General features: G+C 70.0%; 27 protein-coding genes and 1 tRNA gene. 15 read left to right on the top strand and 13 right to left on the bottom strand.

Going from position 1 to position 25511, the window contains the following annotated elements; all coding sequences use genetic code 11:
- Window positions 1-22: 22 nt before the first annotated feature.
- From GT755_RS05905 to GT755_RS05930, 6 genes are all read left to right on the top strand, one after another.
- On the top strand, window positions 23-1117 hold the full coding sequence (locus GT755_RS05905; RefSeq protein ID WP_235966161.1) for a carboxylate-amine ligase: 1095 nt from the start codon (window positions 23-25) through the stop codon (window positions 1115-1117).
- 71 nt (window positions 1118-1188) lie between these two features.
- Window positions 1189-1539, top strand: coding sequence for a hypothetical protein (locus tag GT755_RS05910; RefSeq protein ID WP_161478726.1), 351 nt, complete (start codon window positions 1189-1191; stop codon window positions 1537-1539).
- Complete coding sequence (locus tag GT755_RS05915; RefSeq protein ID WP_161478727.1) at window positions 1536-1928, top strand: hypothetical protein; 393 nt, start codon at window positions 1536-1538, stop codon at window positions 1926-1928. The genes GT755_RS05910 and GT755_RS05915 overlap by 4 nt, the downstream gene beginning before the upstream one ends.
- Window positions 1929-1959: 31 nt before the next feature.
- Window positions 1960-2532, top strand: a complete 573-nt coding sequence (locus GT755_RS05920) for an SRPBCC family protein (protein ID WP_161478728.1) — start codon at window positions 1960-1962, stop codon at window positions 2530-2532.
- Window positions 2533-2655: 123 nt separating this feature from the next.
- Window positions 2656-4074 carry a CynX/NimT family MFS transporter gene (locus GT755_RS05925; RefSeq protein WP_161478729.1) on the top strand — a complete coding sequence of 473 codons (1419 nt, stop codon included), beginning with the start codon at window positions 2656-2658 and terminating at the stop codon, window positions 4072-4074.
- Window positions 3965-4687 (top strand): alanyl-tRNA editing protein, encoded by a 723-nt coding sequence (locus GT755_RS05930; protein WP_161478730.1) that lies wholly within the window; start codon window positions 3965-3967, stop codon window positions 4685-4687. Before GT755_RS05925 ends, GT755_RS05930 begins: the two co-directional genes overlap by 110 nt.
- A gap of 116 nt (window positions 4688-4803) precedes the next feature.
- On the opposite strand, the gene GT755_RS05935 is transcribed toward GT755_RS05930, so the two are convergent.
- From GT755_RS05935 to GT755_RS05945, 3 genes are read right to left on the bottom strand one after another with little or no spacing between them, the layout of a single operon-like run.
- Window positions 4804-5964 (bottom strand): FAD-dependent oxidoreductase, encoded by a 1161-nt coding sequence (locus GT755_RS05935; RefSeq protein WP_161478731.1) that lies wholly within the window; start codon window positions 5962-5964, stop codon window positions 4804-4806.
- A gap of 22 nt (window positions 5965-5986) precedes the next feature.
- The gene (sigJ, locus tag GT755_RS05940; RefSeq protein WP_161478732.1) at window positions 5987-6850 is read right to left on the bottom strand and encodes an RNA polymerase sigma factor SigJ; all 864 of its coding nucleotides are present in this window, start codon (window positions 6848-6850) and stop codon (window positions 5987-5989) included.
- Window positions 6847-7458: a hemerythrin domain-containing protein gene (locus GT755_RS05945; RefSeq protein ID WP_161478733.1), complete on the bottom strand. Its 612-nt coding sequence runs from the start codon at window positions 7456-7458 to the stop codon at window positions 6847-6849. Before GT755_RS05945 ends, sigJ begins: the two co-directional genes overlap by 4 nt.
- Before the next feature lie 62 nt (window positions 7459-7520).
- On the opposite strand from GT755_RS05945, the gene GT755_RS05950 reads away from it, so the two are divergent.
- Together GT755_RS05950 and GT755_RS05955 are read left to right on the top strand one after the other, a co-directional pair.
- The gene (locus GT755_RS05950; RefSeq protein ID WP_202609722.1) at window positions 7521-8303 is read left to right on the top strand and encodes a MarR family winged helix-turn-helix transcriptional regulator; all 783 of its coding nucleotides are present in this window, start codon (window positions 7521-7523) and stop codon (window positions 8301-8303) included.
- Window positions 8300-8758: a DnaJ family domain-containing protein gene (locus GT755_RS05955; RefSeq protein ID WP_161478735.1), complete on the top strand. Its 459-nt coding sequence runs from the start codon at window positions 8300-8302 to the stop codon at window positions 8756-8758. Before GT755_RS05950 ends, GT755_RS05955 begins: the two co-directional genes overlap by 4 nt.
- Here the strand turns inward: GT755_RS05955 and GT755_RS05960 are convergent.
- Window positions 8744-9403 carry a slipin family protein gene (locus tag GT755_RS05960; protein ID WP_161478736.1) on the bottom strand — a complete coding sequence of 220 codons (660 nt, stop codon included), beginning with the start codon at window positions 9401-9403 and terminating at the stop codon, window positions 8744-8746. The two genes, GT755_RS05955 and GT755_RS05960, sit on opposite strands and share 15 nt — an antisense overlap.
- A gap of 379 nt (window positions 9404-9782) precedes the next feature.
- On the opposite strand from GT755_RS05960, the gene GT755_RS05965 reads away from it, so the two are divergent.
- Both GT755_RS05965 and GT755_RS05970 read left to right on the top strand, forming a co-directional pair.
- Window positions 9783-9855: transfer RNA gene (locus GT755_RS05965), tRNA-Ala, on the top strand.
- A 331-nt stretch (window positions 9856-10186) separates the two neighbouring features.
- Window positions 10187-10894: a hypothetical protein gene (locus GT755_RS05970; RefSeq protein WP_161478737.1), complete on the top strand. Its 708-nt coding sequence runs from the start codon at window positions 10187-10189 to the stop codon at window positions 10892-10894.
- Between the two features lie 449 nt (window positions 10895-11343).
- On the opposite strand, the gene GT755_RS05975 is transcribed toward GT755_RS05970, so the two are convergent.
- The 5 genes from GT755_RS05975 to GT755_RS05995 form a co-directional block, all read right to left on the bottom strand.
- Window positions 11344-11547 (bottom strand): hypothetical protein, encoded by a 204-nt coding sequence (locus GT755_RS05975; protein ID WP_161478738.1) that lies wholly within the window; start codon window positions 11545-11547, stop codon window positions 11344-11346.
- A 618-nt stretch (window positions 11548-12165) separates the two neighbouring features.
- Window positions 12166-13134: a DUF1996 domain-containing protein gene (locus GT755_RS05980; protein WP_161478739.1), complete on the bottom strand. Its 969-nt coding sequence runs from the start codon at window positions 13132-13134 to the stop codon at window positions 12166-12168.
- Between the two features lie 143 nt (window positions 13135-13277).
- On the bottom strand, window positions 13278-13943 hold the full coding sequence (locus GT755_RS05985) for a LuxR C-terminal-related transcriptional regulator (protein WP_161478740.1): 666 nt from the start codon (window positions 13941-13943) through the stop codon (window positions 13278-13280).
- Window positions 13943-15106, bottom strand: a complete 1164-nt coding sequence (locus GT755_RS05990) for a sensor histidine kinase (RefSeq protein WP_161478741.1) — start codon at window positions 15104-15106, stop codon at window positions 13943-13945. The genes GT755_RS05985 and GT755_RS05990 overlap by 1 nt, the downstream gene beginning before the upstream one ends.
- Window positions 15107-15114: 8 nt before the next feature.
- Complete coding sequence (locus GT755_RS05995) at window positions 15115-15903, bottom strand: hypothetical protein (protein WP_161478742.1); 789 nt, start codon at window positions 15901-15903, stop codon at window positions 15115-15117.
- 255 nt (window positions 15904-16158) lie between these two features.
- Between GT755_RS05995 and GT755_RS06000 the strand changes: the two genes are divergently transcribed.
- Window positions 16159-17019 carry an SDR family NAD(P)-dependent oxidoreductase gene (locus GT755_RS06000; protein ID WP_161478743.1) on the top strand — a complete coding sequence of 287 codons (861 nt, stop codon included), beginning with the start codon at window positions 16159-16161 and terminating at the stop codon, window positions 17017-17019.
- A gap of 10 nt (window positions 17020-17029) precedes the next feature.
- Window positions 17030-17563: a MerR family transcriptional regulator gene (locus GT755_RS06005; RefSeq protein WP_161478744.1), complete on the top strand. Its 534-nt coding sequence runs from the start codon at window positions 17030-17032 to the stop codon at window positions 17561-17563.
- Window positions 17564-17755: 192 nt separating this feature from the next.
- Here GT755_RS06005 and GT755_RS06010 read toward each other — a convergent pair whose 3' ends face one another.
- The 3 genes from GT755_RS06010 to GT755_RS06020 form a co-directional block, all read right to left on the bottom strand.
- Window positions 17756-18514, bottom strand: a complete 759-nt coding sequence (locus GT755_RS06010; protein WP_161478745.1) for a neutral zinc metallopeptidase — start codon at window positions 18512-18514, stop codon at window positions 17756-17758.
- A 355-nt stretch (window positions 18515-18869) separates the two neighbouring features.
- Window positions 18870-19223 (bottom strand): hypothetical protein, encoded by a 354-nt coding sequence (locus GT755_RS06015; RefSeq protein ID WP_161478746.1) that lies wholly within the window; start codon window positions 19221-19223, stop codon window positions 18870-18872.
- A gap of 446 nt (window positions 19224-19669) precedes the next feature.
- Window positions 19670-20119 (bottom strand): carboxymuconolactone decarboxylase family protein, encoded by a 450-nt coding sequence (locus GT755_RS06020; RefSeq protein ID WP_161478747.1) that lies wholly within the window; start codon window positions 20117-20119, stop codon window positions 19670-19672.
- Between the two features lie 83 nt (window positions 20120-20202).
- Here GT755_RS06020 and GT755_RS06025 point away from each other — a divergent pair, with 83 nt between their 5' ends.
- From GT755_RS06025 to GT755_RS06035, 3 genes are all read left to right on the top strand, one after another.
- Window positions 20203-21075 (top strand): sigma-70 family RNA polymerase sigma factor, encoded by an 873-nt coding sequence (locus GT755_RS06025; RefSeq protein ID WP_161478748.1) that lies wholly within the window; start codon window positions 20203-20205, stop codon window positions 21073-21075.
- Window positions 21076-21425: 350 nt separating this feature from the next.
- A complete protein-coding gene (gene abc-f / locus GT755_RS06030) occupies window positions 21426-23072 on the top strand; it encodes a ribosomal protection-like ABC-F family protein (RefSeq protein WP_161478749.1) in 1647 nt (548 codons plus the stop codon).
- An 80-nt stretch (window positions 23073-23152) separates the two neighbouring features.
- Window positions 23153-24805: an ABC-F family ATP-binding cassette domain-containing protein gene (locus GT755_RS06035; protein WP_161478750.1), complete on the top strand. Its 1653-nt coding sequence runs from the start codon at window positions 23153-23155 to the stop codon at window positions 24803-24805.
- Between the two features lie 64 nt (window positions 24806-24869).
- On the opposite strand, the gene GT755_RS06040 is transcribed toward GT755_RS06035, so the two are convergent.
- Entirely contained in the window at window positions 24870-25091 is a 222-nt protein-coding gene (locus tag GT755_RS06040) for a hypothetical protein (protein WP_081898676.1), read from the bottom strand.
- Window positions 25092-25511 lie beyond the last annotated feature (420 nt).

Consider the following 25511-nt stretch of genomic DNA (forward strand, 5'->3'; position numbering starts at 1 on the left):
GATGATGGGTAGATCACGTCTTATGACTCGCTTGGTGGCGCTGGGCGTGGAAGAGGAATTCCACGTCGTCGACCTCGTCAGCCGCCGGCTGACCCCACAGGCCCATGTCGTCCTCGACGGCCTCCCCGACACGAGTTTCTCGGCCGAGCTCCAGCAGGCCGTCGTCGAGACCAACAGCACCCCGACCCCCGACCTGGCCGCCCTCCGCGCCGACCTGGTCGACCTGCGCCGTCGCCTGATCGCCAGCGCCGAACCCCACGGCCTGGGCATCGTCGGTTCCGGCACCGCGCCCCTGCACGGCACCGGCGGTTTCGCGCTCACCCCCGACGAACGTTACGAATATCTGCTCGACAGCTACCAGTTCATCGCCCGCGAGCAGTTCATCTGCGGCGGCCAGGTCCACGTGGAGATCACCGACCGCGACCTGGCCGTGCTGGTGGCGCAGCGGGTGCAGTCGTGGCTGCCGGTCCTCCTGGCCGTCTCGGCGAGTTCGCCCTACTGGTTCGAGACCGACAGCGGCTACGCCAGCAGCCGGGCCCTGGCCTGGCAGCGCTGGCCGACCGCCGGGCCGCTCGGGCCGTTCCGGTCGGCGGCCGAATACGACCAGGCCGTCGCCGACCTGGTGACCTCCGGGGTCATCGACGACCCGGGCATGGTCTACTTCGACATCCGGTTGTCGGCGCACGTGCCGACGATGGAGCTGCGGGTCTGCGACTCGGTTCCCCGGGTCGACGACATGGTCCTGCTGGCCGGGCTGTTCCGGGCCCTGGTCGTGCGGGAGACCGACGCCGTCGAGGCCGGGGCGCCGCCCCGGTTCGAGCAGCGGCCCGCGCTCCTGCGGGCGGCGACCTGGCGGGCGGCCCGCTCCGGGCTGGGCGGTGACCTCATCTCGCCGCTCACCGGAAAACCGAGCCCGGCGGGGCTGCTGGTGGAGACGCTGCTGGAGGAGCTGCGCCCGACCCTGGAGGCGCTCGGCGACTGGGAGACGGTCTCGGCGCTGGCCCTGGAGGCGGTGCGGCTCGGCGGGTCGGCGGCGCGGCAGCGGGCGGCGTACCGAAGGAACGGGCAGGCCGCCGACGTGGTCGATCTGCTGGTGCGGGAGACCGCCGAGGGCTGACCAGGTCCTGGTGCGGCCGGCGATCCTGCCGGCCGCACGGACCGGCGCAGGCCACCGGTACCCTGCTGGGCATGTTCTCCGCCTATTCCGGATGGGTGATCGGCGCGGCCCTGCTGCTGGCCGTCGTCTCCCTGGTCACGGCGATCCGGAACCGGCCCATGGGGGCGGTCGTCCTGGCCGGGCTGGTCCTGGTCGAGCTCGCCCTCGTCGTGCAGGCCGTGATCGCCTTCCCGAAGGCCGGTCAGGTGACCGAGCAGGCCACCTTCGTCGGCTACCTCATCGGCACGATCGTCATTCCGCCCGCGGCGGTGTGGTGGGGGAAGGCCGAACGCACCCGGTGGGGGCCCGCGGTGATCGCCGTGGCCGCCTTCACGGTCGGGGTCATGACCGGGCGGCTGCTGCAGCTGTGGGACATGCCGTGACCACGCGGGTGAACACCGGTCCGGGCCGCCTGCTCGTCGCGGTCTATGGGGTGTTCGCGCTGGCGGCCTCGGCTCGGGCCGGGGTGCAGATCGCCACGAAGTTCTCGGAGGCGCCGCTGGCCTACTCGTTGTCGGCGTTCGCGGCGCTCGTCTACATCGTGCTCACCGTGGCGCTGGCCAGGGGGAACGGGCGGCTGGCCCTGGCCGCCTGCCTGATCGAGCTGGCCGGGGTGCTGGTCGTCGGGACGCTGTCGATCGTCGACTCCCAGGCGTTCCCGCACGCGACCGTGTGGTCGGGCTTCGGCAGCGGCTATCTGTTCGTCCCGCTGGTGCTGCCCGTGATCGGTCTCGTCTGGTTGTTCAGAACGCGCAGACTCGGGCAGGTGTGACCGTTCCCCGACAATCCAGGAGGAACGGCTAGTGAGCACGATCGAGAACACCGTAGACGTGGATGTGCCGGTCCGGACCGCCTACAACCAGTGGACCCAGTTCGAGTCCTTCCCCGAATTCATGGAAGGCGTGGAGTCGGTCAAGCAGCTCGACGACCGGCGGACGCACTGGGTCGTCGAGATCGCCGGAGTCCGGCGCGAGTTCGAGGCCGAGATCACCGAGCAGACTCCCGACCACCGGATCGAGTGGCGGTCGCTGGAGCGTCCGCGCCAGTCCGGCACGGTGACCTTCGAGACTCTCGGGGCGGCGGCCTGCCGGGTCACCCTGCGGATGGAGTACGACCCCGAGGGGTTCACCGAGACCATGGGCGACGCCCTGCAGATCGTCCGCCTGAGGGTCAACGGCGACCTCAACCGGTTCAAGGAGTTCATCGAGTCCCGCGGCGGCGAGACCGGCGGCTGGCGCGGCGACGTCGGGGACCGGCACGAACCCGGCGGCACCCTGCCGGGCGACACGTCCCTGCCCGCGCCCGGCGCGACACCCCGGGCCCACGGCAATCCCCGGTACGACGAGGGCCCGCCGCTGACCCCGCCGATCGCCTGATCCCCGTGGGCGGCCCTGTGGGGCCGCCCACTTTTATTACAACCAGTTTGCCTAACTGGACAAAAGGGTCCTAAACTTTGTCGAATCATAGGATGATTCGATGAGTGGGGGATTGAGTTAGGCATGGCAGCGATCGCCGCCCGCCGAAGTCGTACCGGATCGATCGCCTGGCTGGTGGCCGTGGGGATCGTGCTCGCCGCGCTGAACCTGCGTACCGCGGTCAGCAGCGTCGGCCCCGTGCTCGACCAGATCAGAGACTCTCTCGGCATGTCGGCGGTGACCGCGGGGGTGCTCACCACGCTGCCGGTCCTGTGTTTCGCCGCCTTCGGCGCGGTGACCCCGGCCCTGTCCCGAAGGGCCGGGGAGCACCGGCTGCTGGTGGCCGCGCTGGTGCTCACCGGCGTGGGCCTGCTGATCCGGTCGATGGTCGACGACGTCGCGGTGTTCCTGCTGGCCAGTGCCGTCGCGCTCGCGGGGGGCGCGATCGGCAACGTGCTGATCCCGACGCTGATCAAGCGGCACTTCCCGGCCCGGCCGGGGCCGCTGACCACGCTGTACTCGGTCGGGCTCGCGTTCGGCACGATGATCTCGTCCGCCGCGACCGTGCCGATCCAGAAGGCCGCCGACGGGAACTGGCACGTCGCCCTCGGGGTGTGGGCGGCGCTGGCGGCCGTTGCGGTCATCCCGTGGCTCGCGCTGCTGCGCACCGAGCCCGAGCGCGGGACGGCCGCCGGGATCAGGCCGGGGGACCTGCTCCGCAACCGGCTCGCCTGGGCCATGGCCGGCTACTTCGGGTCGCAGAGCCTGATCGCGTACGTCATCTTCGGCTGGTTCCCGCAGTTCCTGCTGGACCACGGGTTCACCGGCGAGCAGACCGGAACGGTCATGGCGATCTTCGCGGCGGTCGGCATCCCGGTCTCGCTCGTGGTGCCCGCCCTGGCGACCCGGATGCGCGACCAGCGGCCGCTGATCCTCGGGTTCGTCGCGATCTACGTGATCGGCTTCGCCGGGCTGCTGACCGGCCAGGCCATCGTGGTGTGGACGCTGGTGCTGTCGCTGGCCATGGGATCGTTCCCGCTGGCCCTGGCGCTGCTGGGGCTGCGCACCCGGACCGCCGAGGCCACCGCCGCGTTGTCGGCGTTCGGGCAGAGCGCCGGCTACCTCTTCGCCGGGGCCGGGCCGCTCGTGGTCGGCGTGCTCTACCAGCTGTCCGGCGGCTGGACGCTGCCCTTCGCCCTGCTCTTCGTGGTGGTCGCCGCCCAGGCGGTCACCGGGTGGTACGTGGGCGGCGACCGGGTCCTGGACGCCGTGCCCGATAATGACAGTCATGGACCTTCGCGCATCGACCCAGGTCACCTATCCCAAGGGCGGGCTGACCGGGTCGTCGGAAGTGGTCGCGCGGGTGCCGCTGGGGGGCGGCCACGGAGTGATCGTGGCCCGGACCCCCTTCCACCCACTCGACCACGCCTGGCCCGACCAGCCGGCCGACACCGGTCTGCTCGCCGGGGCCCGGGTGGTCGACTGCCAGACCGGTGCGACTGACGGCCAGACCCTCTACATCGGCGACGAGATCCCCGTGAAGCGGGGCGCCGAGGGGTGGCACTGGCTGGTCGTCCACATCATGGAGGAGCCCATCGAGGGCCAGGTCGAGTTGTGGGTCGACCCCGACCGCCGGCACGGCCTGTCGGCCGGCCACACCGCCTGCCATCTGACGGCGCTGGCGCTCAACGAGGCGCTGGCGCCGCTCTGGCGCAAGGAGGCCCGCGCCGACAGCCTCGGCCACCCCGACTTCGACCAGCTCGCGATCACGTCGTCGCGGATCCTCAACCACGGCAGCCGCGACGTCTACCGGCTGGGCAAGTCGCTGCGGCGCAAGGGCTTCGACCCCGCCGGGCTGGACCTCCCCGCGCTGACCGAGCAGGTGGGCGAGCGCCTCAAGGAGTGGATCGCGGCCGACGCGCCCGTCTGGGTCGACTGCCCCGACGAAGACCTCACCGCCCGCCGGACGTGGCGCTGCCTCCTGCCGGGGGCGGAGGCCTCGATCCCCTGCGGGGGCACCCATCTGACCAGTACCGGGGAGCTCAACGCGGTCGCGGTGGAGTTCGCCCTCGACGGCGACGAACTGGCGATGACGACCCGGGTCGCCCGCTCTTAGCGGGTTTTCGGGCGGGAAATAAGGGTGGCCGCCCGAGGCGACCTGACCTCGCCTCGGGCGACCACGCATTAAGCCTAGGCCATGGGAGGTGGATCGGGCCAATCTGCCCCCATCCTTTACGTCATCTGGCGCGTTTTGCCAATCGACTCGACCGTCCGGCGGGCTGCTTCAAGGCCGCTGTTGACCGCCACCTCGCCCAGCAGACCGGGGGCCGCGACGCTGTCTCCGGCGAGCCGGACGCCCTCTCCCCGGTCGATGGCCGGACGGTCCCGCCAGGTGAATCCCGGCAGGTCAAGGGCGCCGGTGCGGCCTGTCGCGAGGGCGTCCCTGCGCCAGGTGACGCGGTCGCGCCAGCGGGGGAGACCGAGGTCGGCGAGCCGCTCCAGACGGGCGACGCCCGCCGTCTTGCCCTCTCCCGGACGCAGGGGCACTTGGAGCTGAACGAGGCTCTCGTTCTCGGGCGCGAGAGTGGGGTCGGGGGAGGAGTACCGTTCCAAGAAGCCGCCCTCGTCGAGATCGGAGATCAGGAAGACGTCGGCGGGGTCCCGCCTGAGGCCCAGGTCGAGCAGGGCCGACCGGCCGCTCTCCCACGTCAGGGCCGGGTCGCCGAGGAGGGTGCGGGCGGCGTCCAGGCCGGTGGCGACGATGACGGGGCCCGAGGGGAGTTCGGTGACCCGTGAACCGGTCTCGATCGCGACGCCGAGGTCGCGGGCCCGCGCGGCCATGCGCTCGATCATGCGGCCCCAGCCGCCGACGACGTAGCGGGGGGCCGGAAAGCCGGGCCGCGAGACGCGCCGGAAGCGGTCCCAGACGAACTTCGCCGACAGGCGGCCCGGGTCGGCCTCGTAGGTGACCACGCCCAGCAGGCCGGCCACGGCGCTCGTCGCCTCCTCGCCCAGGTGGCGGTGGCCCCAGCTTTCGAAGCTCTCGTGTACGGGAGCCTCCCGGCCCCGTTTCAGGAGGGCCCTGACCAGGGGGCGGGGCGGGCGGGCGAGCAGACGGGAGTCGTACCGGACCCGGAATCCCCGGAACTCCTTCAGGCCCAGCGATCGGCAGGGCCCGGCCAGGCCGCGCCGGTCGAGCCAGCGGAACGGCGCGCCGTCGGAGTAGAGGACGTGGGTGCCGTCGTTGGCGACGTAGGGCGCGGCGGTCGAGCGGGCCCGGCCGCCGAGGGTCCGGTGGGCCTCGTGCAGGAGGACGTCCGCGCCCTCCTCCGCGCAGGCGATGGCGGCCGTCAGCCCGGCGAGTCCGCCGCCGATGATGGTGATCTGCGTCATGCACCCGTGGACGGGCACGACCTCACAGATGTGACATCTTCTCCGGGTTGGCGATGACGTAGACCGTCTGGACCATCCCGTCGGCGACGAGCAGGGAGAAGACCGCCGCCGTCCGCCCGTCGGCGTGGACGACGACCGCCGGGCCCCCGTTCACGTCGGCGATCTCGATGCTGAGCTCGGCGGCCACGCCGTCGAGGAAACGGCTGACGCCGCGCTCGGAGGCGATGGCGATCAGGAACCTGGCCACGTTCGCGGCCCCGGCGAGGATGTTCCGCGGCGCCTTGGCCTTGCCGCCGCCGTCGCCGACCAGCGTGACGTCTCTGGCCAGCAGGGCGGTCAGCCCGTCGAGGTCGCCCCCGACGGCGGCGCTGACGAACCTCTCGGTGATCTCGCGGCGCTCGCCCCGGTCGACGTCGTAGCGGGGCCGCCGCTCCCTGACGTGCTCGCGGGCACGTTTGGCGAGCTGCCGGACCGCCGCCTCGTCGCGGCCCAGGACGGCGCCGATCTCGGCGTGGCTGTAGCCGAAGGCCTCCCTGAGGACGAAGACCGCCCTCTCCAGCGGCGAGAGCGTCTCCAGGACGACCAGGAGCGCCAGTTCGACCGTGTCGGCCAGCTCGGCCTCGTCGGCGACGTCGGGGGTGCTGACGAGCTCCGGCAGCCACGGGCCGACGTAGGACTCGCGGCGGGTCTTGACGTGCCGGAGCCGGTCGACGGCCAGGTTCGTGGTGACCCGGACGAGATAGGCGCGCTCGTCGTCGGCGTGGCCCTCGGGGACCTGTGACCAGCGCAGCCAGGCCTCCTGGACGACGTCTTCGGCGTCGGTGACGCTGCCCAGGATGCGATAGGCGACCCCGAGCAGGACCTTCCGGTGCTCAGTGAAAGTCATGACCCCGTAGACGTATCACCTGGACCGGATGTGACACGCATCGTGCGGTATCCCGGGAGCCAGTCGTCGCGGTAGGCCGTCCTGATCGGGCCGGGCAGGGAGTTCAGGACGCGGTCGGCGAGGTCGTCGGCGGCGGAGTCGAGCAGCCAGGGCAGGTACCGGGCGGTGTCGTCGCCCACCCGCCGGCGGTGGAGCGCGCCGAAGCGGGCCCACTCCTCCTCGGGGAGGGTGGCGGCGATCAGCGGCAGGGTCTCGTGCTCCTCGTGCCGCAGGTGGGCGGTGAGCCGGTCGCGCAGGACGGCCACGTTCTCGGCCAGGTCGCCGGGGCCGCTCGACTCGACGGCGGCCAGGGCGGGGTCGATGACGGAGTGTTCGGCCTCCATGGCGTCGAGGAGGGCCAGGTCGGTCTCGGGGACCACCTTGCGCAGGGCGGGCCACAGGGCGTCGTCCTCGGACGTGTGGTGGATGTGCAGGTAGGTGGTGAACAGTTCCCAGGTCACGGTGGCCTTGAGCAGGCCGTCGGGGGTCTCGGTGAGGCGGGCGACGCGGTCGAGCTCGCGTCTGAGAGCGGCGTGGAAGGCGTACATCATCGTCATGTCGATGCTCATGTCGCGGACTTTATTATCAACATGCTTAACCGTCAATGATTTAAGTGTCTTATGCTGTCGAGGTGCGGGAGTACATCGGTTATCTGCTGCGGAGCCTGTACGCCCGCCTCGCGTCCGACGGCTCGGGCCCTCGCGACCACGTGATCCTCGACACGCTCGCCGACCAGGCCGCCGGGTCGCAGCAGGAGCTGGCCGAACGCCTCGGCATCAACCGGACGATCATGGTGAAGCTGATCGACCGGCTGTCGGAGGAGGGCCTCGTCGTCCGGACGGTGAACCCCGCCAACCGGCGCTCCCACGTGATCTCGGTCACCCCCAAGGGCCGCGAGACGCTCGAAGGGCTGCGCGCCACCATGGCCGCCCGCGACGGCGAACTCACCGCCGCCCTCACCCCCGCCGAACGTGAGCGCTTCACCGAACTGCTCGGCCGGCTCGCCGGCTCCGCCGGCAGCACCGAACACCTGATCTCCCGGGCCCACTTCGAACTGCGCCGCCGGGGCGACGCCCTGCTCGCCCACACCGGGATGAAGATGCGCTTCGTCGGCCCCCTCATGACCATCGGGCGGCTCGGCCCCTGCCCGCAGCAGCGCCTGGCCGAGGCGATGGGCTACACCGAGGCCGCCGCCGCCCAGGTCGTCGACGAACTCGCCGAAGCCGGCCTCGTGGCCCGCGGGCAGGACCCGCTCGACCGGCGGCGATACGCCCTCGAACTCACCCCGCTCGGCATGGAGCGGCTCGAAACGGCCCAGGCCTCGGCGGATACGCTGCAAGGAGAGGTGATCGCCGCCCTCGGGGGCCCCGCCGAGGGCGAGGAGTTCAGGGAGCTGCTCCGGAGGCTGGTGTGACCGACCGCAAGCCCGTCGGGATGAATTTCGAGACCTGGATCGACCGGCAGATCCGCGAGGCGACCGAGCGCGGCGAGTTCGACGACCTGCCCGGCACGGGCAAACCGCTGCCCCGCCGCCGCGACGACGAAATGGGCTGGATCAAACGCAAGCTCGACGAAGAAGGCCTGGAGTTTCCGCTGCCCGGCGGCCTGGGCCTGCGCCGCGAGGCCGAGAAGGTCAGGGAGGCCGCCGTGGCGGCCCGGTCCGAAGACCAGGCCCGCACCCTGGTCGCCGAGATGAACGACCGCATCAGAGACGCGGTACGCCACCCCATGGCCGGACCGCCCGTCGTCGTCCCCCTCATCGACGAGGGGGAAGTGATCGCCGCCTGGCGGGCCGCCCACCCGCCCGCGACGCCTTCTGCGCCGCCGCCACCGCCACGTTCCCGGTGGCGCCGCCTACTCGGCCGCTGACCGCTGCACGCGGGGGTCGATGACCAGCGTCGTCGACCGCTCCGCCGCCACCTGCAGCGTCCGGAGCTGCAGCAGCGCCGGGTGCTCTTCGAGCAGCCGGGCCGTGTTCGCCAGCGAACGCAGCGCCGCCGCCTCCGCACGGGCCTCCTCCAGCACCGCCTTGCCGCGCTCCCGCGCCACGACCGCGTCCATCGCCGCCCGCCGCAGCTCACCCGGCAGCATCAGGTCCCGCATCCGGAAGTCGGTGACCTCGATGCCCAGGGGGGCGACCTCCGCGCGTACCGCCTCGACGTCGAGCGTCGCCCGGTCGCTGATCAGCGACTCCAGCTCCACCTGGCCGACTTTCGCCCGCAGGCCCTCCTGGAGCGCCGCGTAAAGGACCGGAACCGGCTTCGCCACCCCGTTCGTGAACGCGACCGGGTCGCTCACCAGCCACGACGCCGTCGCCGAAACCCGGACCGAGACGCCGTCCCGCGTCAGAACCTCCTGACCGGGGACCTGCAGGAGCTGCGGCCTGACGTCGACCGTGACGTGGGTCGTCCGGCGGGGGTTGTAGCGGTGACGGCCCGGCCCCAGGAGCCGCTCGAACCGCCCGTCGTGGAAGGCCAGCACGCGCTGCCACTCCATCACCGTGATCTTCGCCATCTGTCCGCTCACCCCTTTTCGAGACGTCTGTTCGTGAGGACGGCCTCCGGCGGGGCGTCACGGAGCCACGGGCGGGGGCGTCCCCGTCCAGGACGGGAGCCCGCAGAGCCCAGGCGACCGCATCGAACACGACCCGCCGGAGGTCGTCATAGGGAATCGAACCCAAGGCCTTGACGACCTGCCAGAGAAGGAGGTGCGACGCGATGCGGGGAACGCGACCCGGCGATACCCGGGGCGCCCCTGACCTGCCGGCACCACGATCAACGGTAGGGGGTGGGATGTCGGGTATGCGAAGGGATTTCGGGGGACGCGCTCGCGTTCACCCCTCGTTCCGGAATCCGCTATGCTGGCACAGCACTCAGGCGCCAACGAGTGCGGCGGGGCTATAGCGCAGCTGGTAGCGCACTTCCATGGCATGGAAGGGGTCTGGGGTTCGAATCCCCATAGCTCCACTCTCGGAACGGCCCGTGGTCGACGCCCCTTCGGGGCGGCTTTCACGGGCCTTTCTTCGTTTACCCCGGGGGGCGACCCCCGGACCCCCGATACGAGAGGGCTGTCGCCCCCTCGCGCTCCCCCTGGCCGCTTCGCGTCCTCGCGTCGCTTCGCTCCGGGGTCGCTATCGCTTCCTTGCGAAGGGCTCCGCCCCTCGCGCTCCTTGGAAAGGCCTCGCTTCGCTCGGAAAGCACTCGCTTCGCTCGGAAAGCACTCGCTTCGCTCGATCTTTGGACGCTGCCTTCACGCCAACCCGTCAGTCGACAGGTCTGGCGGCCAGGCCGCCGACATGTGGCTGGGTACACCCCGCCGGACCTTGGCGGGCATCCCAGCCGCAACCAAACAAAGGCTCTCGCTTACACCCACTCAGGGGAAGCCACAACGGAGGAGAGCCTTCACCTAGATACCGAGGTCTACGTCATTCAGCAGGGCGTCATCGGCGGTACGACCCTGGACCCAGCTAACGAGCCCAATTTCTGGTCGGTATGGCAGCAACTCCAGGGCGCGATCTACAACATCTCCATTGTGGGATACGTCCACATCTGGGGCGCCGGGCAAGTTAATGTGCCGCGGCCGGGTCTCACTACCAGTGAGGATCACACCCGGCAGACCCTTTCTGCAATCCGTAATGTCGTGAAGGGCGCCTGCCATGGCCAATGCCGCCAGGTTAGTGTGGCTCGCCCCGGTTTCCGTCACGTGGTGCTCGGCGGCGTCGGCATATTTCCGCTGATATACATCACGTATTTTCTCACTCAATATCCGCTAGCCGCTCTCGGCCTCACCGAACGCGAACCCACGGAAAATGACGGCATCCTCATCTCGCTGGTTGCGCTCGTGGGAGTCAGTCCGTTCTTCGTCATTTGGGCGGTCATCAACGAGGTGATCCGCAGGATCACGCGACTGCCCCACCGGAGCTACTGGTGGGCCAGCGCGATCGTCTCGCTGCTCCCCTTCGTTTTCTTCATGAACTTCCCCGACGCCTTTACGGCACTGCTCTGACTTCAATCATCAGGTAGAACGGAGCCTTGGCATGCCACCACACGCCGCTTGTTCTTGCGATCCGCCGCCGGCCTGGCCCTGACGGTCGGCGCCGGCGCGATGTTTCCAGAGATCGCCGCCGCGCAGATCGCCCGCCGGTTCGCCGGCGGAGAGCCAGCCCGTCTGGAGATCTCCAAAGGGCTGGCCGATCGATACGGCGGCCGGCGAGTGCGGGAGCGCCTGGCATTACGGCGTAGCCGTCGCTTATCCTCCTGGCCCTTCGTGAGCAGGTTGATGCGGCGTCCGCCCGCGCGACATTCCCCCATCTGAGGTAGGTCGCGCGGCCCGCAGGAGGAGTGTGGCCCTCATGTGGGGAGGCCGCGCATCTCCGCACAAGTAGCTCTGACCTGGGACATCTGCCCGTGCGACCTGCACACCCTACGGCGGTCCGGCTGCTGACTTCGCGGGGCTCAGCGCTGTTCGAACAACCTCAAGAATTCCAGTAGCTCGTCGTTGCCGAAGGAGTTCCTGCCTTTCCTGGACGTCGTCTCCCGATAGGTGGCTTCGGCGAACTGGTATGCCTGGTCGAGCGGCACGCCCTGGGCGCGTTGCAGAGCCACCAGCGCTGTGAGGAAGGCGGAGCTCTCTCCGCCGTAAAGACGTTCATTGGCCATTGCAGAATGGTATTGCCCCTGCCGAACCTCGATTACGAGGCCCTCGGTAGCGCAGCCGCTACCCGTTACGGGTCCGCCGCTGTTCTCGCGACCAGTCGCCGCGATGAATCAGGTCCGGAGGGTTCAGATCCGCTGGGTGATCGATTGCCGACTTTGCGCAGGGGATGGGTGATCTCTTCGGGGTGTAGCCGGAGCACGGCCCGTGGATGTTGCCCCTTCGGGGTACCAGCCACGGGCCTCTCTCGTTCGTGCATACGGGGACGACCCCGAACCCCCCGATACGAGAGGGCTTGGTCCTCTCGCGCTACCTGGGATGGCCTCGCTTCGCTCGAATCATGGATTCAATCGGGCCAGAAACCGGGTGGTGCGCCGATTTGATCCGCCTTTCGGGCTCCCGCTATTTTCACAGGTGGCGGGTGGACCTCCCCCTGGTCGCCTTTGGCGGCTGGCATGTTTGGGCCCTCAATCTTCCGAAGCCGATTCGTGAGGTCGCGGGGGAGCCAAAACGGGGAGCCACTTCACGCAGACCTGGGCTTTCGGCCCCTACGCACGAACGGCGTACCCCCGAGGGGATACGCCGTTCCGAAGAAATCGAGCGCGGGAGCGCCGCGGTTTTCGTCAGGGCTTGTGCTGGTCGATTCCGTAACCGTTGCACTGCCGCCCGCCGTTGATGCAGTGTTTCACCAGCTCAGCCTGCCGGTTACCCGCCCACGCCTCCATGAAGTCGTAGTGGAAGGAGTAGCTCGCGCCGGAGGAGTAGGCGAGGCCGTCGGTCTTCCCGCCGGGAAGCTTGTAGGGGACCTTGATCTCCAGCATCGGCAACGGAACCGGGAACGCCGCCGGGCAGACACCCTTCACCGGGTAGGCCATGTGGCTCTTGTGGTCGGACGAGTCCAGGTCGCGGCCGTTCCAGCAGCTCGGGGCCTTCAGGCGGACGATCAGCGAACTGCCTGACGGGCAGGACTTCGGGAAGGTGGTGAAGGTGCCGCCGCCGCAGGTCCACGTGCCCTGGAAGTCCGCGGCGGAAGCCGTGCGCATGTCGCCCACGATCAGCCGGAAACCGGCCGGGAAGGGCTGGACCGTGCGGTAGTCCTTGACGCCCGACTTGTAGTACGTCGTCACGATCGTCGGGTCCACCACCTTGCCGTTCTGGTACAGCGTGGGGATCCAGTAGGCGGACTTGTCCAGGGTGTCCTGGCAGCTTGAGCCGCCTGCCAGTAGGGAGGCCCTGGTCGACTTGGCGTTCGTGGTCGGGTTCCCCGCGAAGGTGTGGTTGTGGGCCGCGCCCGGTAGGCCCGGATAGACGATCGGGTCGTCGGACAGGTGGTGGGTGACCTTGCAGTTCGCGTGGATCTCGCGGTACTGGGCGAACGGCGGCGGCCCGGAGAACGTCGGGACCGGGAGCGGCTTCGCGGTGGGGAACGGCGAAGCCACCGCCGCCGGGGCCGACTGGTGCGAGGCGTGCGGGCTCGCGGTGGCGGCCGAGGCCGGAATCAGGAACGGGCGCGCGGCCAGCAGCAGGCCCGCGGCGAGCAGAGTCGTCCCCGCTGCCCGGCTCCATCGGCGCCGCCGGGTGTGGTCTGACATCGATTTCCCTTCACGCTGGAACACTTGGGCGCTGCCGGCGGATGCGAATCGCGCGGCGGCGGGTCGAACGCTAGTCATCCGGCCGCCTGCGGATTTAGGCAGAAAGTCCCGTACGGGCTGAGCGTCATGGCCCAATTCCCGGGTCAGGCGCTCCCGGTCCAGACCAGGACGGCCTCGGTCCTGCTGCTCACGTTGAGCTTGCCGAAGACGCTGTTGAGGTGGTTCTTCACGGTCTTCTCCGTCAGGCCCAGACGGATGGCGATGGACGCGTTGCTCAGCCCTTGGGCCAGGAGATTCAGCACCTCGCGCTCGCGCCTGGTGATCCCGAACCTCGTCTGCACGGTGTGCCGTCGCTCGGCCCGTTCGCGTTGCTCCTGGTCCCGCTCGGCCTGCCCCCGTACCAGCGAGGTCGCGACCGACGCGGCCACCGGCGAGAGCCAGCCCCGGCCCTCGGCGACGGCCAGCACGGCGCGCAGCAGTTCCGGCGGATCGAACTGGCCGTGCACGAGATAGCCGCGCACGCCGCCGCGCAGCATCGAGGCGATCACGTCTTCGGTGTAGTCGCTGGTCAGCGCCAGCACCTTCGTGTACAGGCCCATCTCGCTCACGACCGAGAGCCCGTCGGCGATGGGCATGCGATGGTCCAGCAAGGTCACCGTGGGGCGCAGCCGGCGTGCGGCCGCGAGCCCCTCGTGCCCGTTGCTCGCCTCGCCGACCATCCGGACCCGGTCGTCGGCGTCCAGGAACGCGGACATGGCGGCGCGGACGATCGGGTTGTCGTCGACGATCAGTACGTCGATCACGTCCATCACTCCAGTGGATCGAGCGGCACGCAGACCGTGACCACGGTGCCCGCCCCGGGGTAGGACTTCACCCGCAGGTGGCCGCCGACGGCCCGGGCCCGTTCCGCCATGCCGACAAGGCCGAAATGTCCCTGCGACTGTAACCGTCCGAGCTCCTCGGGAACGACGAAGCCGATGCCGTCGTCGGCGACGATCAGCTCCAGGAGGCCACCGGACTGGATCAGGCGGATGGTGACGTGGGAGGCGAAAGCGTGCCGCTGCACGTTGGTCAGCGCCTCCTGGAGCACGCGGACGATCTCGTACCGGACGGCGACCCCGGGCTCGGCGCACGCCACCGTCACCCGCGTGGCGACGCCCGCGTCGTGCTGCCAGGATCGCGAGACCTCGTGGATGGTGTCCTCGAAGGATCGGTCCGGTACGTCCCCGCGCAGTCCCTCCAGCAGTTGCCTGGCCTCCCTCGCGGCCACCTCGGCGCCCCGGGAGACGGTCTCGGCGAGCTGTTCGGCCAGGGCGGGGTGACGGCGCAGGGACGACGGGAGCGCCAACGCGGCGAACGACACCCCGCGCAGGGTCTTGCTGACGGAGTCGTGCAGTTCGCGGGCGAGACGGGCCCGTTCGTCGGCCGCCGCGGACCGCTGCGCGGAGGCCGTCACCTCCACCGTCAGATCGACGTAGCGCACCAGCGCGGAGGCGGCCACCGCCCCGCCCATGCCCGCGAGCACGCTGAGCATCGGAAACGCCATCACGAACGCGGCGACGTCCGGCGAGTACGGCGCCGCCCGCAGAGCCCAGGCCGCGGCGGCGAACCCGAAGGCGGCCTGGACGGCCCAGATTCCCAGGGCGCGCATGCCGAGCAGCGCCCCGGCCAGCGCCGCGGACCCGGCCGCGAAGCAGAAGTACGCCATGCCGCCTTTGCTCAGCAGCAGGATGCCCGTGGCCGCCAGCCAGTCCACGCCGATGACGGGCAGCGCGCGACGGACCACGGCCGGATGCCGGGTGAGCACCGTCACCTCGGCGACCGTGGCGAGCACGGTCACGGCGATCACCGACAACACCCGCCAGAGGTCGGCCACCAGCAGCAGCCCGGCCCCCGCGGAGGTGAGCACGACCGCGGCCCTTCCCAGCATCACCGCACGGCAGATGGCGGCCGGCGCGACCAGCGGATCCACGCCCCATCTCACCTCCCCAGCGCGATGTCGTCGAGGTAGAACTCGTACGCCTGCGGGAGCTGCTCGCTGGCGATGGCGAGGTCGATCCGGCGCAGGCGGCCGGGCGACAGGGTGCCCACGTGCACCACGAAGGAAGTCCAGCGCTCCGGGGGTGCGTGGAGCGTCACGGTCGTGGCGCCCGCGCGTCCGGCCGAGGGTGAGGCGGACAACCGGAGGATGGTGCCGTACTGCCGGCCGCCGTAGACACGCAGGCGCAGCCGCGTGTTCGCGCCGATCAGCACGGGCGAGCCCGCCAGCAGTGTCACGGTCGCGGGCTGATCGCGGGTCTTCACCCGGCGCTGGATCCTGATGGCCGCTTCTTCACCGTCGGGCACCGGGCGGCCGGGGTCGACGTTCGTCCCGCTTCCGGACGCCTGCCAGCCCGTCCCGAGCGCCGACGCGTAGATCGAGCAGGCCGGGACGGGCGTGACCTCCACGACCCCCGAGCTTCCGGGGGCGGTGCAGGAGGGTACGCGCGGGCGTCCGGGCGTGGCGGTCGGACGCATCGGGGTCGGACGCGGGGTGCCCGCGCTCTTGCCGGCCTTGGGTGTCGGTGCAGGGGGTGCGGTGGTCGGGATCCGGCTGGACACCGGGCTTTCCCGCGCGCCCGACGCCTCGGCCTGGTCGTCCTGCCGGGGAATCAGCAAGGGCGGGACGGCGACGGCGACACAGATCACCACGGTGACGAGCAAGGCGTACCGTGTCCGCTGGCCGAGACGGCGCGGAGGGCCGCTGATCGGCCGTCGACCGGCGCTCATCGCCGACCTCCTGCCCCGACATCACCAGGAGTCACATCCATGTCCTTGCTGCGCAAATCAGAGTAATGACATCTTCGGCCACAATCTGGTCATCGTGTGCCGACATCCGTCCCGATTCGGCAGGTGAGCGCGCCCGTCCCGGAAACTGGGCCCACCCGCTCCCGACTTTTGGGACTTTCGGCCCAGCCCGCATCCCTCTGCCACCCGTCACGTCGGCTTGTGTTCGAGCGCGCTCGAAGACATAGCGTCCCCGCCATGACGACACAGACCTGGATCATCACTGGCGCGTCCCGTGGGTTCGGACGCGCGCTGGCGGAGTCGGCGCTCGCGGCGGGTGACCATGTGGTGGCCGCGGTGCGCCGGCCCGGGAGTGTGGCCGATCTGGCGGCCGAGTACCCGGGCAACTGCCTGATCGCGAAGTTCGACGCCCGGGACATCACCGCTGCCGCGGGCCTCGTGTGCGACACCCTCGACCGCTTCGGTCAGCTCGATGTGCTGGTCAACAACGCGGGGCGCGCCGTGGTCGGAGCGGTCGAGGAGGTCAGCGACGCGCAGTTGCGCGAGTTGATGGATCTGCACCTGTTCGGGCCCGCCGCGCTCGTGCGGGCGGCGCTGCCCGCGATGCGTGAGCGGGGCAGCGGGACGATCGTGCAGATGAGCAGCCAAGGTGGGCGGACGTCGTTTCCCGGCGTGTCGGCGTACTCCGCGTCGAAGTTCGCCCTTGAAGGCTGGTCCGAGGCGCTGGCCGGGGAGGTCGCGCCGTTCGGGATCCGGGTGATGGTCGTCGAGCCCAGCCGGTTCAGGACTGGCTTCAACGGGGGCGACGTGCTTGAGTTCGCCGAGCCGTCCGCCACCTATCGTGACCTGCTCGCCGACGTCCGTGCGGACATGGCCGGGGCCGACGGCCGCCAGGAAGGCGACCCGGCGCGGGCGGCCGAGATCATCGTGTCCCTCGTGCACAGCGACGAGGTGCCGCTGCGGCTGCCGCTCGGGCGCGAGGCGGTCGAGCGTGTCTCGCGTGCCTACCGGCGCGGCCTGGACGAGGTCGAGCGGTGGGCCGAGACCGCCCGCAGCGCCGATTTCGAGGGTGTCTCCGCATCGGTACGGCCCATCTAGGCTCGTGGTCATGGCGACCGACGATCTGATGACCAGGGCGCTCGAAGCGCTTGGAGACGACGGTCCGCTGTCGGTCGAGGCGATTCACCGGCTCGCCGACCTGGGCGACCTGCCCGAGGCGATGACGATCGCCGAGGTCGCCGACCTCCTCGACATCTCGCCCCACACGCTGCGCTATTACGAGCGGGCCGGGCTGGTCGAGGTGGCCCGTGACGGTAGTGGTCATCGCGTCTACGACGCCGCGGCGGTTCGGCGCCTGGTGTTCCTCACCCGGATGCGCCTGTCCGGTATGCCGATGCGGGACCTGCGGCACTACATCTCGCTCGTCGACGCCGGAGGGCACACGGTGCCGCAGCGGCTCGACGTGCTGGTCGAACATCGCGACACCATCCGCCGCCGGATCCGTGAGCTGACCCTTTCCCTCACGGCGGTCGAATACAAGATCGCCACGTACGGGGGCTCGACCGGGCCGGACGTCCAGGACCTCGGCACCACCACCGCTACCGACCGCACGCCGCCGCGACGGGCACTGCCGGCAGAGTGAGGGACGCCGACGCCTGCCGGGCTGCTGGCGATGGTCCGGCCTCGCTCCGATTCACGGGCCCAGCCCGTGTTGGAAACGATCTGCAGAGGCCGACTCCGGTGATCGCGTCCAGTCTCGACGAGTGTGGCGCGAACGAGGTCGCCGGGGCTGAATGTGATCGGCGTTTCGTCGGCTTCGACCGTGGCGGTGCGGCTAGCTGACGCGCTTCGCCGGGGCCGAGAACGTCTTGCAGGCTCCGGGCGAGCGAGTGTTGAACCCTCGTTCGGCCCAGTATTCGGCGTTGTCGGGCTTGCCGTTGTAAAAGCCCAGGGCGTGGTGCATGTTGACCAGCACGTACCGCACGTAGTCGGGGTTGTGGTCTTCGGCGGTGTGCCCGAGGGAATCCCAGACGCTGCCGAGGAAGGCGGCCGTGAGGCAGGTGGTCTGCATCTCCAGCCGGAGGCTCACGTCTTTCTTGCCGCGCTTCGGCGCTTTGTCGAATGCTTTCTGTGCGGCGGGAAATATGCCGGTGAGCTGCTGGATGTGATAGGCGTAGCCACGCGCCACGCTCAGCAGGAGAGTGGGCCGGTCGAGTTCGTCTTTCCGTGACCTCACCGGGGACCAGACGTAGATCGTCTTGCTTTTCGGGCAGTACACGCTCGTCGTCTCGTATGTCGTGCCGGAAACCCCGCACGCCTTCACTCGGTCGCCGTCCTTGAGCACGAGTGTGGGGCGCTTGAAGGGGATCTTGGCCTTGGCGAGTAAGGGCCGCCAGGCCTGTTCCAGGCAGGTCATGACGTTCTCGGCCTGTCGTTGCGCGGTGCCGAAGTCGGCGAAGTGTGTTTCTTCGGTGCAGGTGACCGCGGGCAGTGCGCCGGCTTTGTAGATCGGATTCTTGGTGAGCGCCCCAGGACCGGTCGGCGCCGACGCCATTAGCGAGACGGCCATCGCGACATTGAGGATCAAGGTCATATCGGCGGATCTTAGCGATCAGACGTTCCGATCACGAGATTGTGGGAGATGGGATCGGACGGTCGCCGGGCGGATATCGACGGCGGCCGAAGTCCGGAACGCGGCGTGGGTAAGCGACTGTTGGGTCCTATCGCTCGGAACGGCCCGTGGTCGTTGCCCTTTCGGGGGCGCAGTCCACGGGCCGTTCTCGTTTGTGCACATGGGGGACGGCCCTCAAATCCCCCGATACGACAGGACTACCCTTGGCCGCTTACGCGTCCCGGCGTCGCTGCGTTCCTTGCGGAGGGCTCCGCCCCGCCGAGGCCACGCTTCGTTCGGATCACGGGGTCTGAGCCGCGGGAGGGGCCGCTATCTGTCAGGTGTTCTTCCAGCCGGAACTCTTGCCCCCACGCCAGACGGCCTCGATCGCCACGATCGTCGTGCCGGCGGGCGCGTTCCCGACGCCGCACCCGTCCGCACTGCCGTTTCCGTCGGCGACGTCCTTGATCTGGCCGTTGGAGAGCCTCATGCGGCCGTACACACCCACGTTGTCGGCCAGCATGTCGCAGGCGTAGAACACCGTGTGGATGGAGTTGACCGAGGCCGATCCGGCCTTGATGTTCCGGTTGTCGTAGACGGTGGCGACCGTCACATGGGCGGACGCGGGCGCGGCGAGCGCCAGCACGCCGATGGCGCTGACGGCGGCCAGGGCAGAGGTTACCGCTCTCAACGGGATCTCCTTGTGAATTGTTCGCCGTGATTTCTGACGGGGTCAGATTCGGCTCCGGACTTTCCGGTTCGGAATTGCTGCGGATCTCGGCCGAGCCTGCCGTTGAGGGCTATATTTTTCCTACATTCGTCATATAGGTCTGCGTGTGGCCTCTCCGTCCCCTGCCCGTGACCTGCTGATTCTCGCTGTGGCTCAGTCGTTCGGTCAGGGCGCTGGTGGGTTTCTCAAGAGCTCTGAACAAAAGGACGGAGCTGCGTATTACTCGTTCGAGATGGTCGAGGGGCCGACGCGGGTAACGGCGTATCTGCCACTGGCTGGGTTACCGCGGCGTCCTTTGCGGTCATCCGCCGGCCCGACAGTGGCTGAGTGCGGAGCCCTCGCATCGCCGAGCAGGACCCCGTCCTGGCCCACACCCAGATCGACTTCCCCTGACACCAAGGCCTGGCTCACCAGCTCTTGCCGGCCTGCTCCCGCACGGTGCGGTTGATCCGGTTGAAGAAGTTGGTCAGCGCGATCTCCAGCGTGAGGGCGGACAACTGCGTGTCGTCGAAGTGGGCGGCGGCGGCGTCCCAGATCTCGTCGGTCACGCCTGGCGCGCCGTCCTGGATCCGGGTGGCGGCCTCCGTCAGCGCGAGCGCCGCCCGTTCCGCCTCGGTGAAGAACGGCGTCTCGCGCCAGGCGGCGACGTTGTGCAGCCGCTCGTCGGTCTCCCCGTGTTTCTTGGCTGACACGACCCCGGCGAAGACGCACGGGCTGCACCCGTTGATCTGGCTCGCGCGCAGATGCACCAGTCCGAGCAGGCGCGGCTCGACGCCACCGGCGTGGATCGCCTTGTAGAGGTGCTGGACGGCCGTCGTCACGTCGGCGTTCGGCCGGCTCTTCATGCGTGCTTCCATCGGTGCTGCTCCTATTTCGGTTACCTTTGCCCGTTCGGGCACGTCATGACCTATGACGGAGCAGGTCCGAGGAAGGTAACAACATGTCCGAAACGAGCCCGACGGACTCGGTGGGCGCGGCGTTCGAGGCCCAGCGCGAGCGGCTGCACGCGGTCGCCTACCGCCTGCTCGGCTCGCACGCCGACGCCGAGGACGCGGTCCAGGAGGCCTGGCTGCGGCTCTTCCGGCAGGACGCGGAGACCATCGACAATCTCGCCGGCTGGCTGACCACAGTGGTCGGCCGGATCAGTCTCGACGTCCTGCGAGCACGGCAGGCCCGCCCCGAGGCGTCCTGGGACCATCTCGTCGTGACGGTCGACGACGGCCCGGCGCCGGACGACGACATGGTGCTCGCCGACTCGGTCGGGTACGCGCTGCTGATCGTCCTGGAGTCGCTCCGGCCGAGCGAACGGCTGGCGTTCGTGCTGCACGACCTGTTCGCGGTGCCCTTCGACGAGATCGGCCGGATCCTCGGCAGGTCCACCGACGCCACCAAGATGCTGGCCAGCCGCGCGCGCCGGAAGGTGCAGGCGACCGAGCGGCCGGCGGCCGGTGGACGGGAGCAGCGCGAGGTGATCCAGACGTTCCTGGCGGCGGCCCGCCAGGGCGACTTCGAGGGACTGCTGCGTGTGCTCGACCCGGAGGTGAGGCTGACCGTCGACAGCGCCGAGGGCGTGGTGGTCGTCCTCGGGTCCACCAAGGTGGCCACCGGCGCGTCGGCGCGCGTCGCCGGCGGCGCGGCCACGCGAGCACGGGCGGTGCTCGTCAACGGGCTGCCCGGATTCATTTCCTGGCGTGCGGACGGAACCCCGCTCTCCCTCATGGCGTTCACCGTCGCCGAGGGCCGGATCGTCGCCATCAGGAGCGTCACCGACCCGGCCAAGCTGGCGTCGACGGACCTGCCGGATCCCGGCTGAGGGAGTGAGGCCAGTGCGCGCTCCCGCAGCGGAGGCCGAGCACCCGTGTCCGCCGGTTCACCCGGATGGGCGTCTGTGTTGACAGGGCTTCGAGTCTTTGGCAGCCTGTTGGCGGTTCGTCCCCGAATCGTCTTTTTGGCATAAGTGCCCATCGACACGCCTTCCGGGACCCGAACCTCTAGTGACCAGGAGACCAGACATGGTGGTTGACGACGACATCTCCGGCTGAGACCGGAACTGATCGGCCGCAGGCACGCGCGCGTTGACGCCGCCGCCGTGGCCGCTTCGTCGTTCCCCTGTTTCCTGCTGGGCGGCCCCTGCGCGCCCGCGTTCACGCATGAGGTTTTCGCATGTCCGATGCGTTCGTCGTCTGTTCCAACCTGTCCTTCTCCTGGCCCGACGACACCCCGGTGTTCCAGGATCTCTCCTTCACCGTCCCGGCCGGCCGGACCGGTCTGGTGGCGCCCAACGGCGCCGGGAAGAGCACGCTGCTCCGGCTCGTCGCCGGGGAGCTGACGCCGGCGGCCGGGTCGGTCACGGTCGGGGGAGTGCTGGGGTATCTGCCTCAGACGTTGCCGCTCGCCGCGGAGCTGACCGTCGCCGAGGTGCTCGGCATCGCTCCGGTGATCAAGGCGCTGGACGCCATCGAGTCCGGAGACGCCAGTGAGGAGCATTTCGCCACGATCGGCAACGACTGGGACATCGAGGAGCGCACCCGGGCCCAGCTCGACCGGCTGGGGCTCGGTGACGTCTCGTTCGACCGGCCGCTGCGCACCTTCAGCGGCGGGCAGGTCATCTCGCTCGGGCTGGCGGCGCAGTTGCTGAAGCGGCCCGACGTGCTGCTGCTCGACGAGCCGACCAACAATCTCGACCTTGACGCCCGGCGCCAGCTCTATGCGGTGCTCGAAGGCTGGAGCGGGTGTCTGCTGCTGGTCAGCCACGACCGGGCGCTGCTCGACCGGATGGACCGGATCGCCGAGCTCCACCAGGGCGAGGTCCAGTTCCACGGCGGGAACTTCACCGAGTACGAGGAGGCGGTGCGGGCCGCTCGGGAGGTGGCCGAGAAGAACGTGCGCAACGCCGAGCAGGAGGTGAAGCGGGAGAAGCGGGAGTTGCAGCAGGCCCGCGAGCGGGCCGAGCGCCGGGCGAGCAACGCCTCCCGGAACCTCAAGAACGCCGGACTGCCGAAGATCTTCGCCGGGACGATGAAGCGGAACGCCCAGGAGTCGGCGGGGAAGGCCAACGAGACGCACACCGCCCGGGTCAGCCAGGCCAAGGCGCGGCTGGACGAGGCGGGGCGGGCCCTGCGCGACGAGCAGAAGATCACGCTGGAGCTTCCCGGGACCAACGTGCCGGCCGGGCGCACGATGTTCGTCGGGACGAACATGCAGGTCCACTACGGTGGGCGGGCCCTGTTCGCCGGGGAGGGCGCCGACTTGACGATCCGGGGGCCCGAGCGGATCGCGCTGACCGGACCGAACGGGGTCGGCAAGTCGACCCTCCTGAGGGTGATCAGTGGGGAACTGGAGGGCGGCGAGACCCGGCGGGCCGACGGGCGGGTCGCCTACCTCTCCCAGCGGCTCGACCTGCTGGACCTCGACCGGACCGTGGCCGAGAACCTGGCGGCGTTCGCGCCGGGGATGCCGCAGGCGCAGCGCATGAACCTGCTCGCGCGCTTCCTGTTCCGGGGGTCCCGCATCCACCTCCCCGTCGGGGCGCTGTCGGGTGGCGAGCGGCTGCGGGCCACCCTCGCCTGCGTGCTGTACGCCGAACCCGCACCCCAGCTCCTTCTGCTGGACGAACCGACCAACAACCTCGACCTGGTCAGCGTCGCCCAGCTGGAGAGCGCGCTGTCCGCCTACGAAGGGGCGTTCGTGGTGGTCAGCCACGACGAGCGGTTCCTCACCGAGATCGGGGTGGACCGCTGGTTGCGGCTCTCCGATGGACGGCTGCTGGAGCTGGGGGCGGCTCCGGACCGCGAGACGACCTCGCCGTAGGGCACAGGCGGGCCGCGCCTTCCCGAGGCGCGGCCCGGACCTGCCCGTGCCCGCACGTCCGATCCCCCTGGCGGTTTCGCATGTCCCCTTCGGCTCTGCTCGCCCATGATCTCGTCCGCACGTTCGGCGCCCGGCGGATTCTCGACGGCGTCTCGCTCACCGCCGCCCCCGGTCACCGGATCGGGCTGATCGGTGAGAACGGCGCGGGGAAGTCCACCCTGCTGCGGCTGCTCGCCGGGGTGGACGAGCCCGACTCCGGCAGCGTCGTAAGGCCCGCCGACCTGGGCTTCCTGCACCAGGAGATGCCGTTCGACGCCGCGGCGACGATCGCCGACGTGCTCGACGACGCCCTGCGCGAGGCACGTGACGTCCTCGCCGAACTCGACCGGCTCGCCGCGGCGCTCGCCGACGTCCCGCCCGGCTCTCCCGGCTACGGCGACCTGCTGGGCCGGTACGGCGAGCGGCTCGACCACGCCCAGGACCACGAGGCCTGGGACGCCGACCGGCGGGCCGAGATCGTGCTGGCCGGGCTCGGCCTCGGGGGCGTGCGGCACGATCGGCTGCTCGGGTCGTTGTCGGGCGGGCAGCGGGGGCGGCTCGCGCTGGCCGCGCTGCTGGTGCGGCGGCCCTCGGCGCTGCTGCTCGACGAGCCCACCAACCATCTCGACGACGCCGCGACGGCGTTCCTGGAGGAGCAGCTCCGCGGCCTGCCCGGCGTCGTCGTGGCGGCCAGCCACGACCGGGCGTTCCTCGACGCCGTCTGCACCGACGTGCTCGACCTGGATCCGGCGATGGGCGGGCCCGTGCGGTACGGCGGGAACTACAGCGCCTACCAGGCCGAGAAGCGCGCGGAGCGGCAGCGATGGCAGCGGCGCTTCGCCGAGGAGCAGCAGGAACTCGCCGAACTGCGCCGGTCGGCCGCCGTCACGGCGCACCAGGTCGCGCCGGGACGCGTGAAGCGCGACAACGAGAAGATGGGCTACGGCCACACGAGCGGCCGGGTGCAGAACCAGATCTCCCGGCGGGTGCGCGACGCCACCCGGCGGCTGGAGGAACGGGAACGCGCCCAGGTCCCGGAGCCGCCCCAACCGCTGCGCTTCCACGCCACCGCGCTCACCGCCGTGCCCGAAAGCGCCGAGTCCGCTGGGTCCGCTGGGTCAGTGGACGGGATGTTGTTGTCGCTGCGCGACGTCCATGTGCCGGGTCGGCTCACGCTGGAGTGTCTCGACGTGCCGGTCACCGCGCGGCTGCTGGTCACGGGACCGAACGGCGCGGGGAAGTCGACCCTGCTCGCGGTGCTGGCCGGGCGGCTGGACGCCGAGGGCGAGGTGTGGCGGCGGGCCGGGTCGCGGGTCGGGCTGCTGGCTCAGGACACCGTGTTCGACCGGCCGGACCGTACCGTGCGGGAGACCTACGAGCGGGCGCTCGGCGCCGAGCGTGCCGCGGCGGTGCCGCTGGACTCGCTCGGCCTGCTCGGTCCCCGGGACCTGGGACGGCGGGTGGGGGAGTTGTCGGTCGGTCAGCGCCGGCGGCTGGCCCTGGCGCTGCTCGTGGCGGACCCGCCCGAGCTGCTGCTGCTCGACGAGCCCACCAACCACCTGTCTCCCCGGCTCTGCGACGAGCTGGAGGAGGCCATGGGCGCGGGCCCCGGCGCGATCGTGGTCGCCAGCCACGACCGGTGGTTGCGCTCCCGCTGGCCGGGCGGCGAGATCCGGTTGTGCGCGTCACCCTGAAGAAAGGCCGGACGGTGACGGCGGTGTCCTTCCCGACACCGCCGCTACTGGTCGTCGTAATCGGTCACGCGTAGAGGAAGTAGTAGCGGTAGCGGCCCTCCCACACGCACGAGTAGTCGTCCCACCAGTCCTGGGCGACGCCGTGGGCGCCGATCCGCTCGCACTCCGCCGACGTCCTGAAGACGCCGGACAGCTTGTCGGCGGCGTGGGCCGGGGTGGCGCCGATCATCACGGAGGCTCCGAGAACCACGACGGCCGAGACGAGAACTGCGCGTGCCTTTCGCATTCGTCCTCCTGGGAACGTGGAGATCATGAAGGCGGACATTATCACTCACCGCGCGTTAGGAGAATTGTCACGGTTGAATCCGGGCGCGGTGAGACGTGAAAGTTTCATCGAAAGGGCCGTTGAAGTGGCGTTTGTTCGCGCGCATTCACGGTCGGTGAAACCGATATTACTTTCCGAGGGCTGTCCCATTCTGTACTCGGCGGCCTTGGAAGGCCTCCCAGGTGCGTATCCGACGGCCCGTCCAGAGCATGCATGATCTGTACGTCTTCGCACCGTGTCGAGGTGTATGGTCCGGTTTATGCCGCTCTGAAAAACGGGTTAAGAATATTTTGACCATCGCGACATATGTGTCATATCGTCTCCCCGCCCATATCGATGGAAGCCGCGACACTCGTGCAGGACGTCGCTGCCAGGGGAGCG

It is taken from the genome of Herbidospora solisilvae, assembly GCF_009901565.1.
Taxonomy (GTDB): Bacteria; Actinomycetota; Actinomycetes; order Streptosporangiales; family Streptosporangiaceae; genus Herbidospora; species Herbidospora solisilvae.

Excerpts from the sequence above, each read along its gene's own strand:
- GT755_RS05905 (WP_235966161.1), top strand. The coding sequence starts at position 23 with ATGACTCGCTTGGTGGCGCTGGGCGTGGAAGAGGAATTCCACGTCGTC.
- GT755_RS05910 (WP_161478726.1), top strand. The coding sequence starts at position 1,189 with ATGTTCTCCGCCTATTCCGGATGGGTGATCGGCGCGGCCCTGCTGCTG.
- GT755_RS05925 (WP_161478729.1), top strand. The coding sequence starts at position 2,656 with ATGGCAGCGATCGCCGCCCGCCGAAGTCGTACCGGATCGATCGCCTGG.
- GT755_RS05935 (WP_161478731.1), bottom strand. The coding sequence starts at position 5,964 with ATGACGCAGATCACCATCATCGGCGGCGGACTCGCCGGGCTGACGGCC.
- sigJ (WP_161478732.1), bottom strand. The coding sequence starts at position 6,850 with ATGACTTTCACTGAGCACCGGAAGGTCCTGCTCGGGGTCGCCTATCGC.
- GT755_RS05945 (WP_161478733.1), bottom strand. The coding sequence starts at position 7,458 with ATGAGCATCGACATGACGATGATGTACGCCTTCCACGCCGCTCTCAGA.
- GT755_RS05960 (WP_161478736.1), bottom strand. The coding sequence starts at position 9,403 with ATGGCGAAGATCACGGTGATGGAGTGGCAGCGCGTGCTGGCCTTCCAC.
- GT755_RS05975 (WP_161478738.1), bottom strand. The coding sequence starts at position 11,547 with ATGGCCAATGAACGTCTTTACGGCGGAGAGAGCTCCGCCTTCCTCACA.
- GT755_RS05980 (WP_161478739.1), bottom strand. The coding sequence starts at position 13,134 with ATGTCAGACCACACCCGGCGGCGCCGATGGAGCCGGGCAGCGGGGACG.
- GT755_RS05985 (WP_161478740.1), bottom strand. The coding sequence starts at position 13,943 with ATGGACGTGATCGACGTACTGATCGTCGACGACAACCCGATCGTCCGC.
- GT755_RS05995 (WP_161478742.1), bottom strand. The coding sequence starts at position 15,903 with ATGAGCGCCGGTCGACGGCCGATCAGCGGCCCTCCGCGCCGTCTCGGC.
- GT755_RS06000 (WP_161478743.1), top strand. The coding sequence starts at position 16,159 with ATGACGACACAGACCTGGATCATCACTGGCGCGTCCCGTGGGTTCGGA.
- GT755_RS06005 (WP_161478744.1), top strand. The coding sequence starts at position 17,030 with ATGGCGACCGACGATCTGATGACCAGGGCGCTCGAAGCGCTTGGAGAC.
- GT755_RS06010 (WP_161478745.1), bottom strand. The coding sequence starts at position 18,514 with ATGACCTTGATCCTCAATGTCGCGATGGCCGTCTCGCTAATGGCGTCG.
- GT755_RS06020 (WP_161478747.1), bottom strand. The coding sequence starts at position 20,119 with ATGGAAGCACGCATGAAGAGCCGGCCGAACGCCGACGTGACGACGGCC.
- GT755_RS06025 (WP_161478748.1), top strand. The coding sequence starts at position 20,203 with ATGTCCGAAACGAGCCCGACGGACTCGGTGGGCGCGGCGTTCGAGGCC.
- abc-f (WP_161478749.1), top strand. The coding sequence starts at position 21,426 with ATGTCCGATGCGTTCGTCGTCTGTTCCAACCTGTCCTTCTCCTGGCCC.
- GT755_RS06035 (WP_161478750.1), top strand. The coding sequence starts at position 23,153 with ATGTCCCCTTCGGCTCTGCTCGCCCATGATCTCGTCCGCACGTTCGGC.
- GT755_RS06040 (WP_081898676.1), bottom strand. The coding sequence starts at position 25,091 with ATGCGAAAGGCACGCGCAGTTCTCGTCTCGGCCGTCGTGGTTCTCGGA.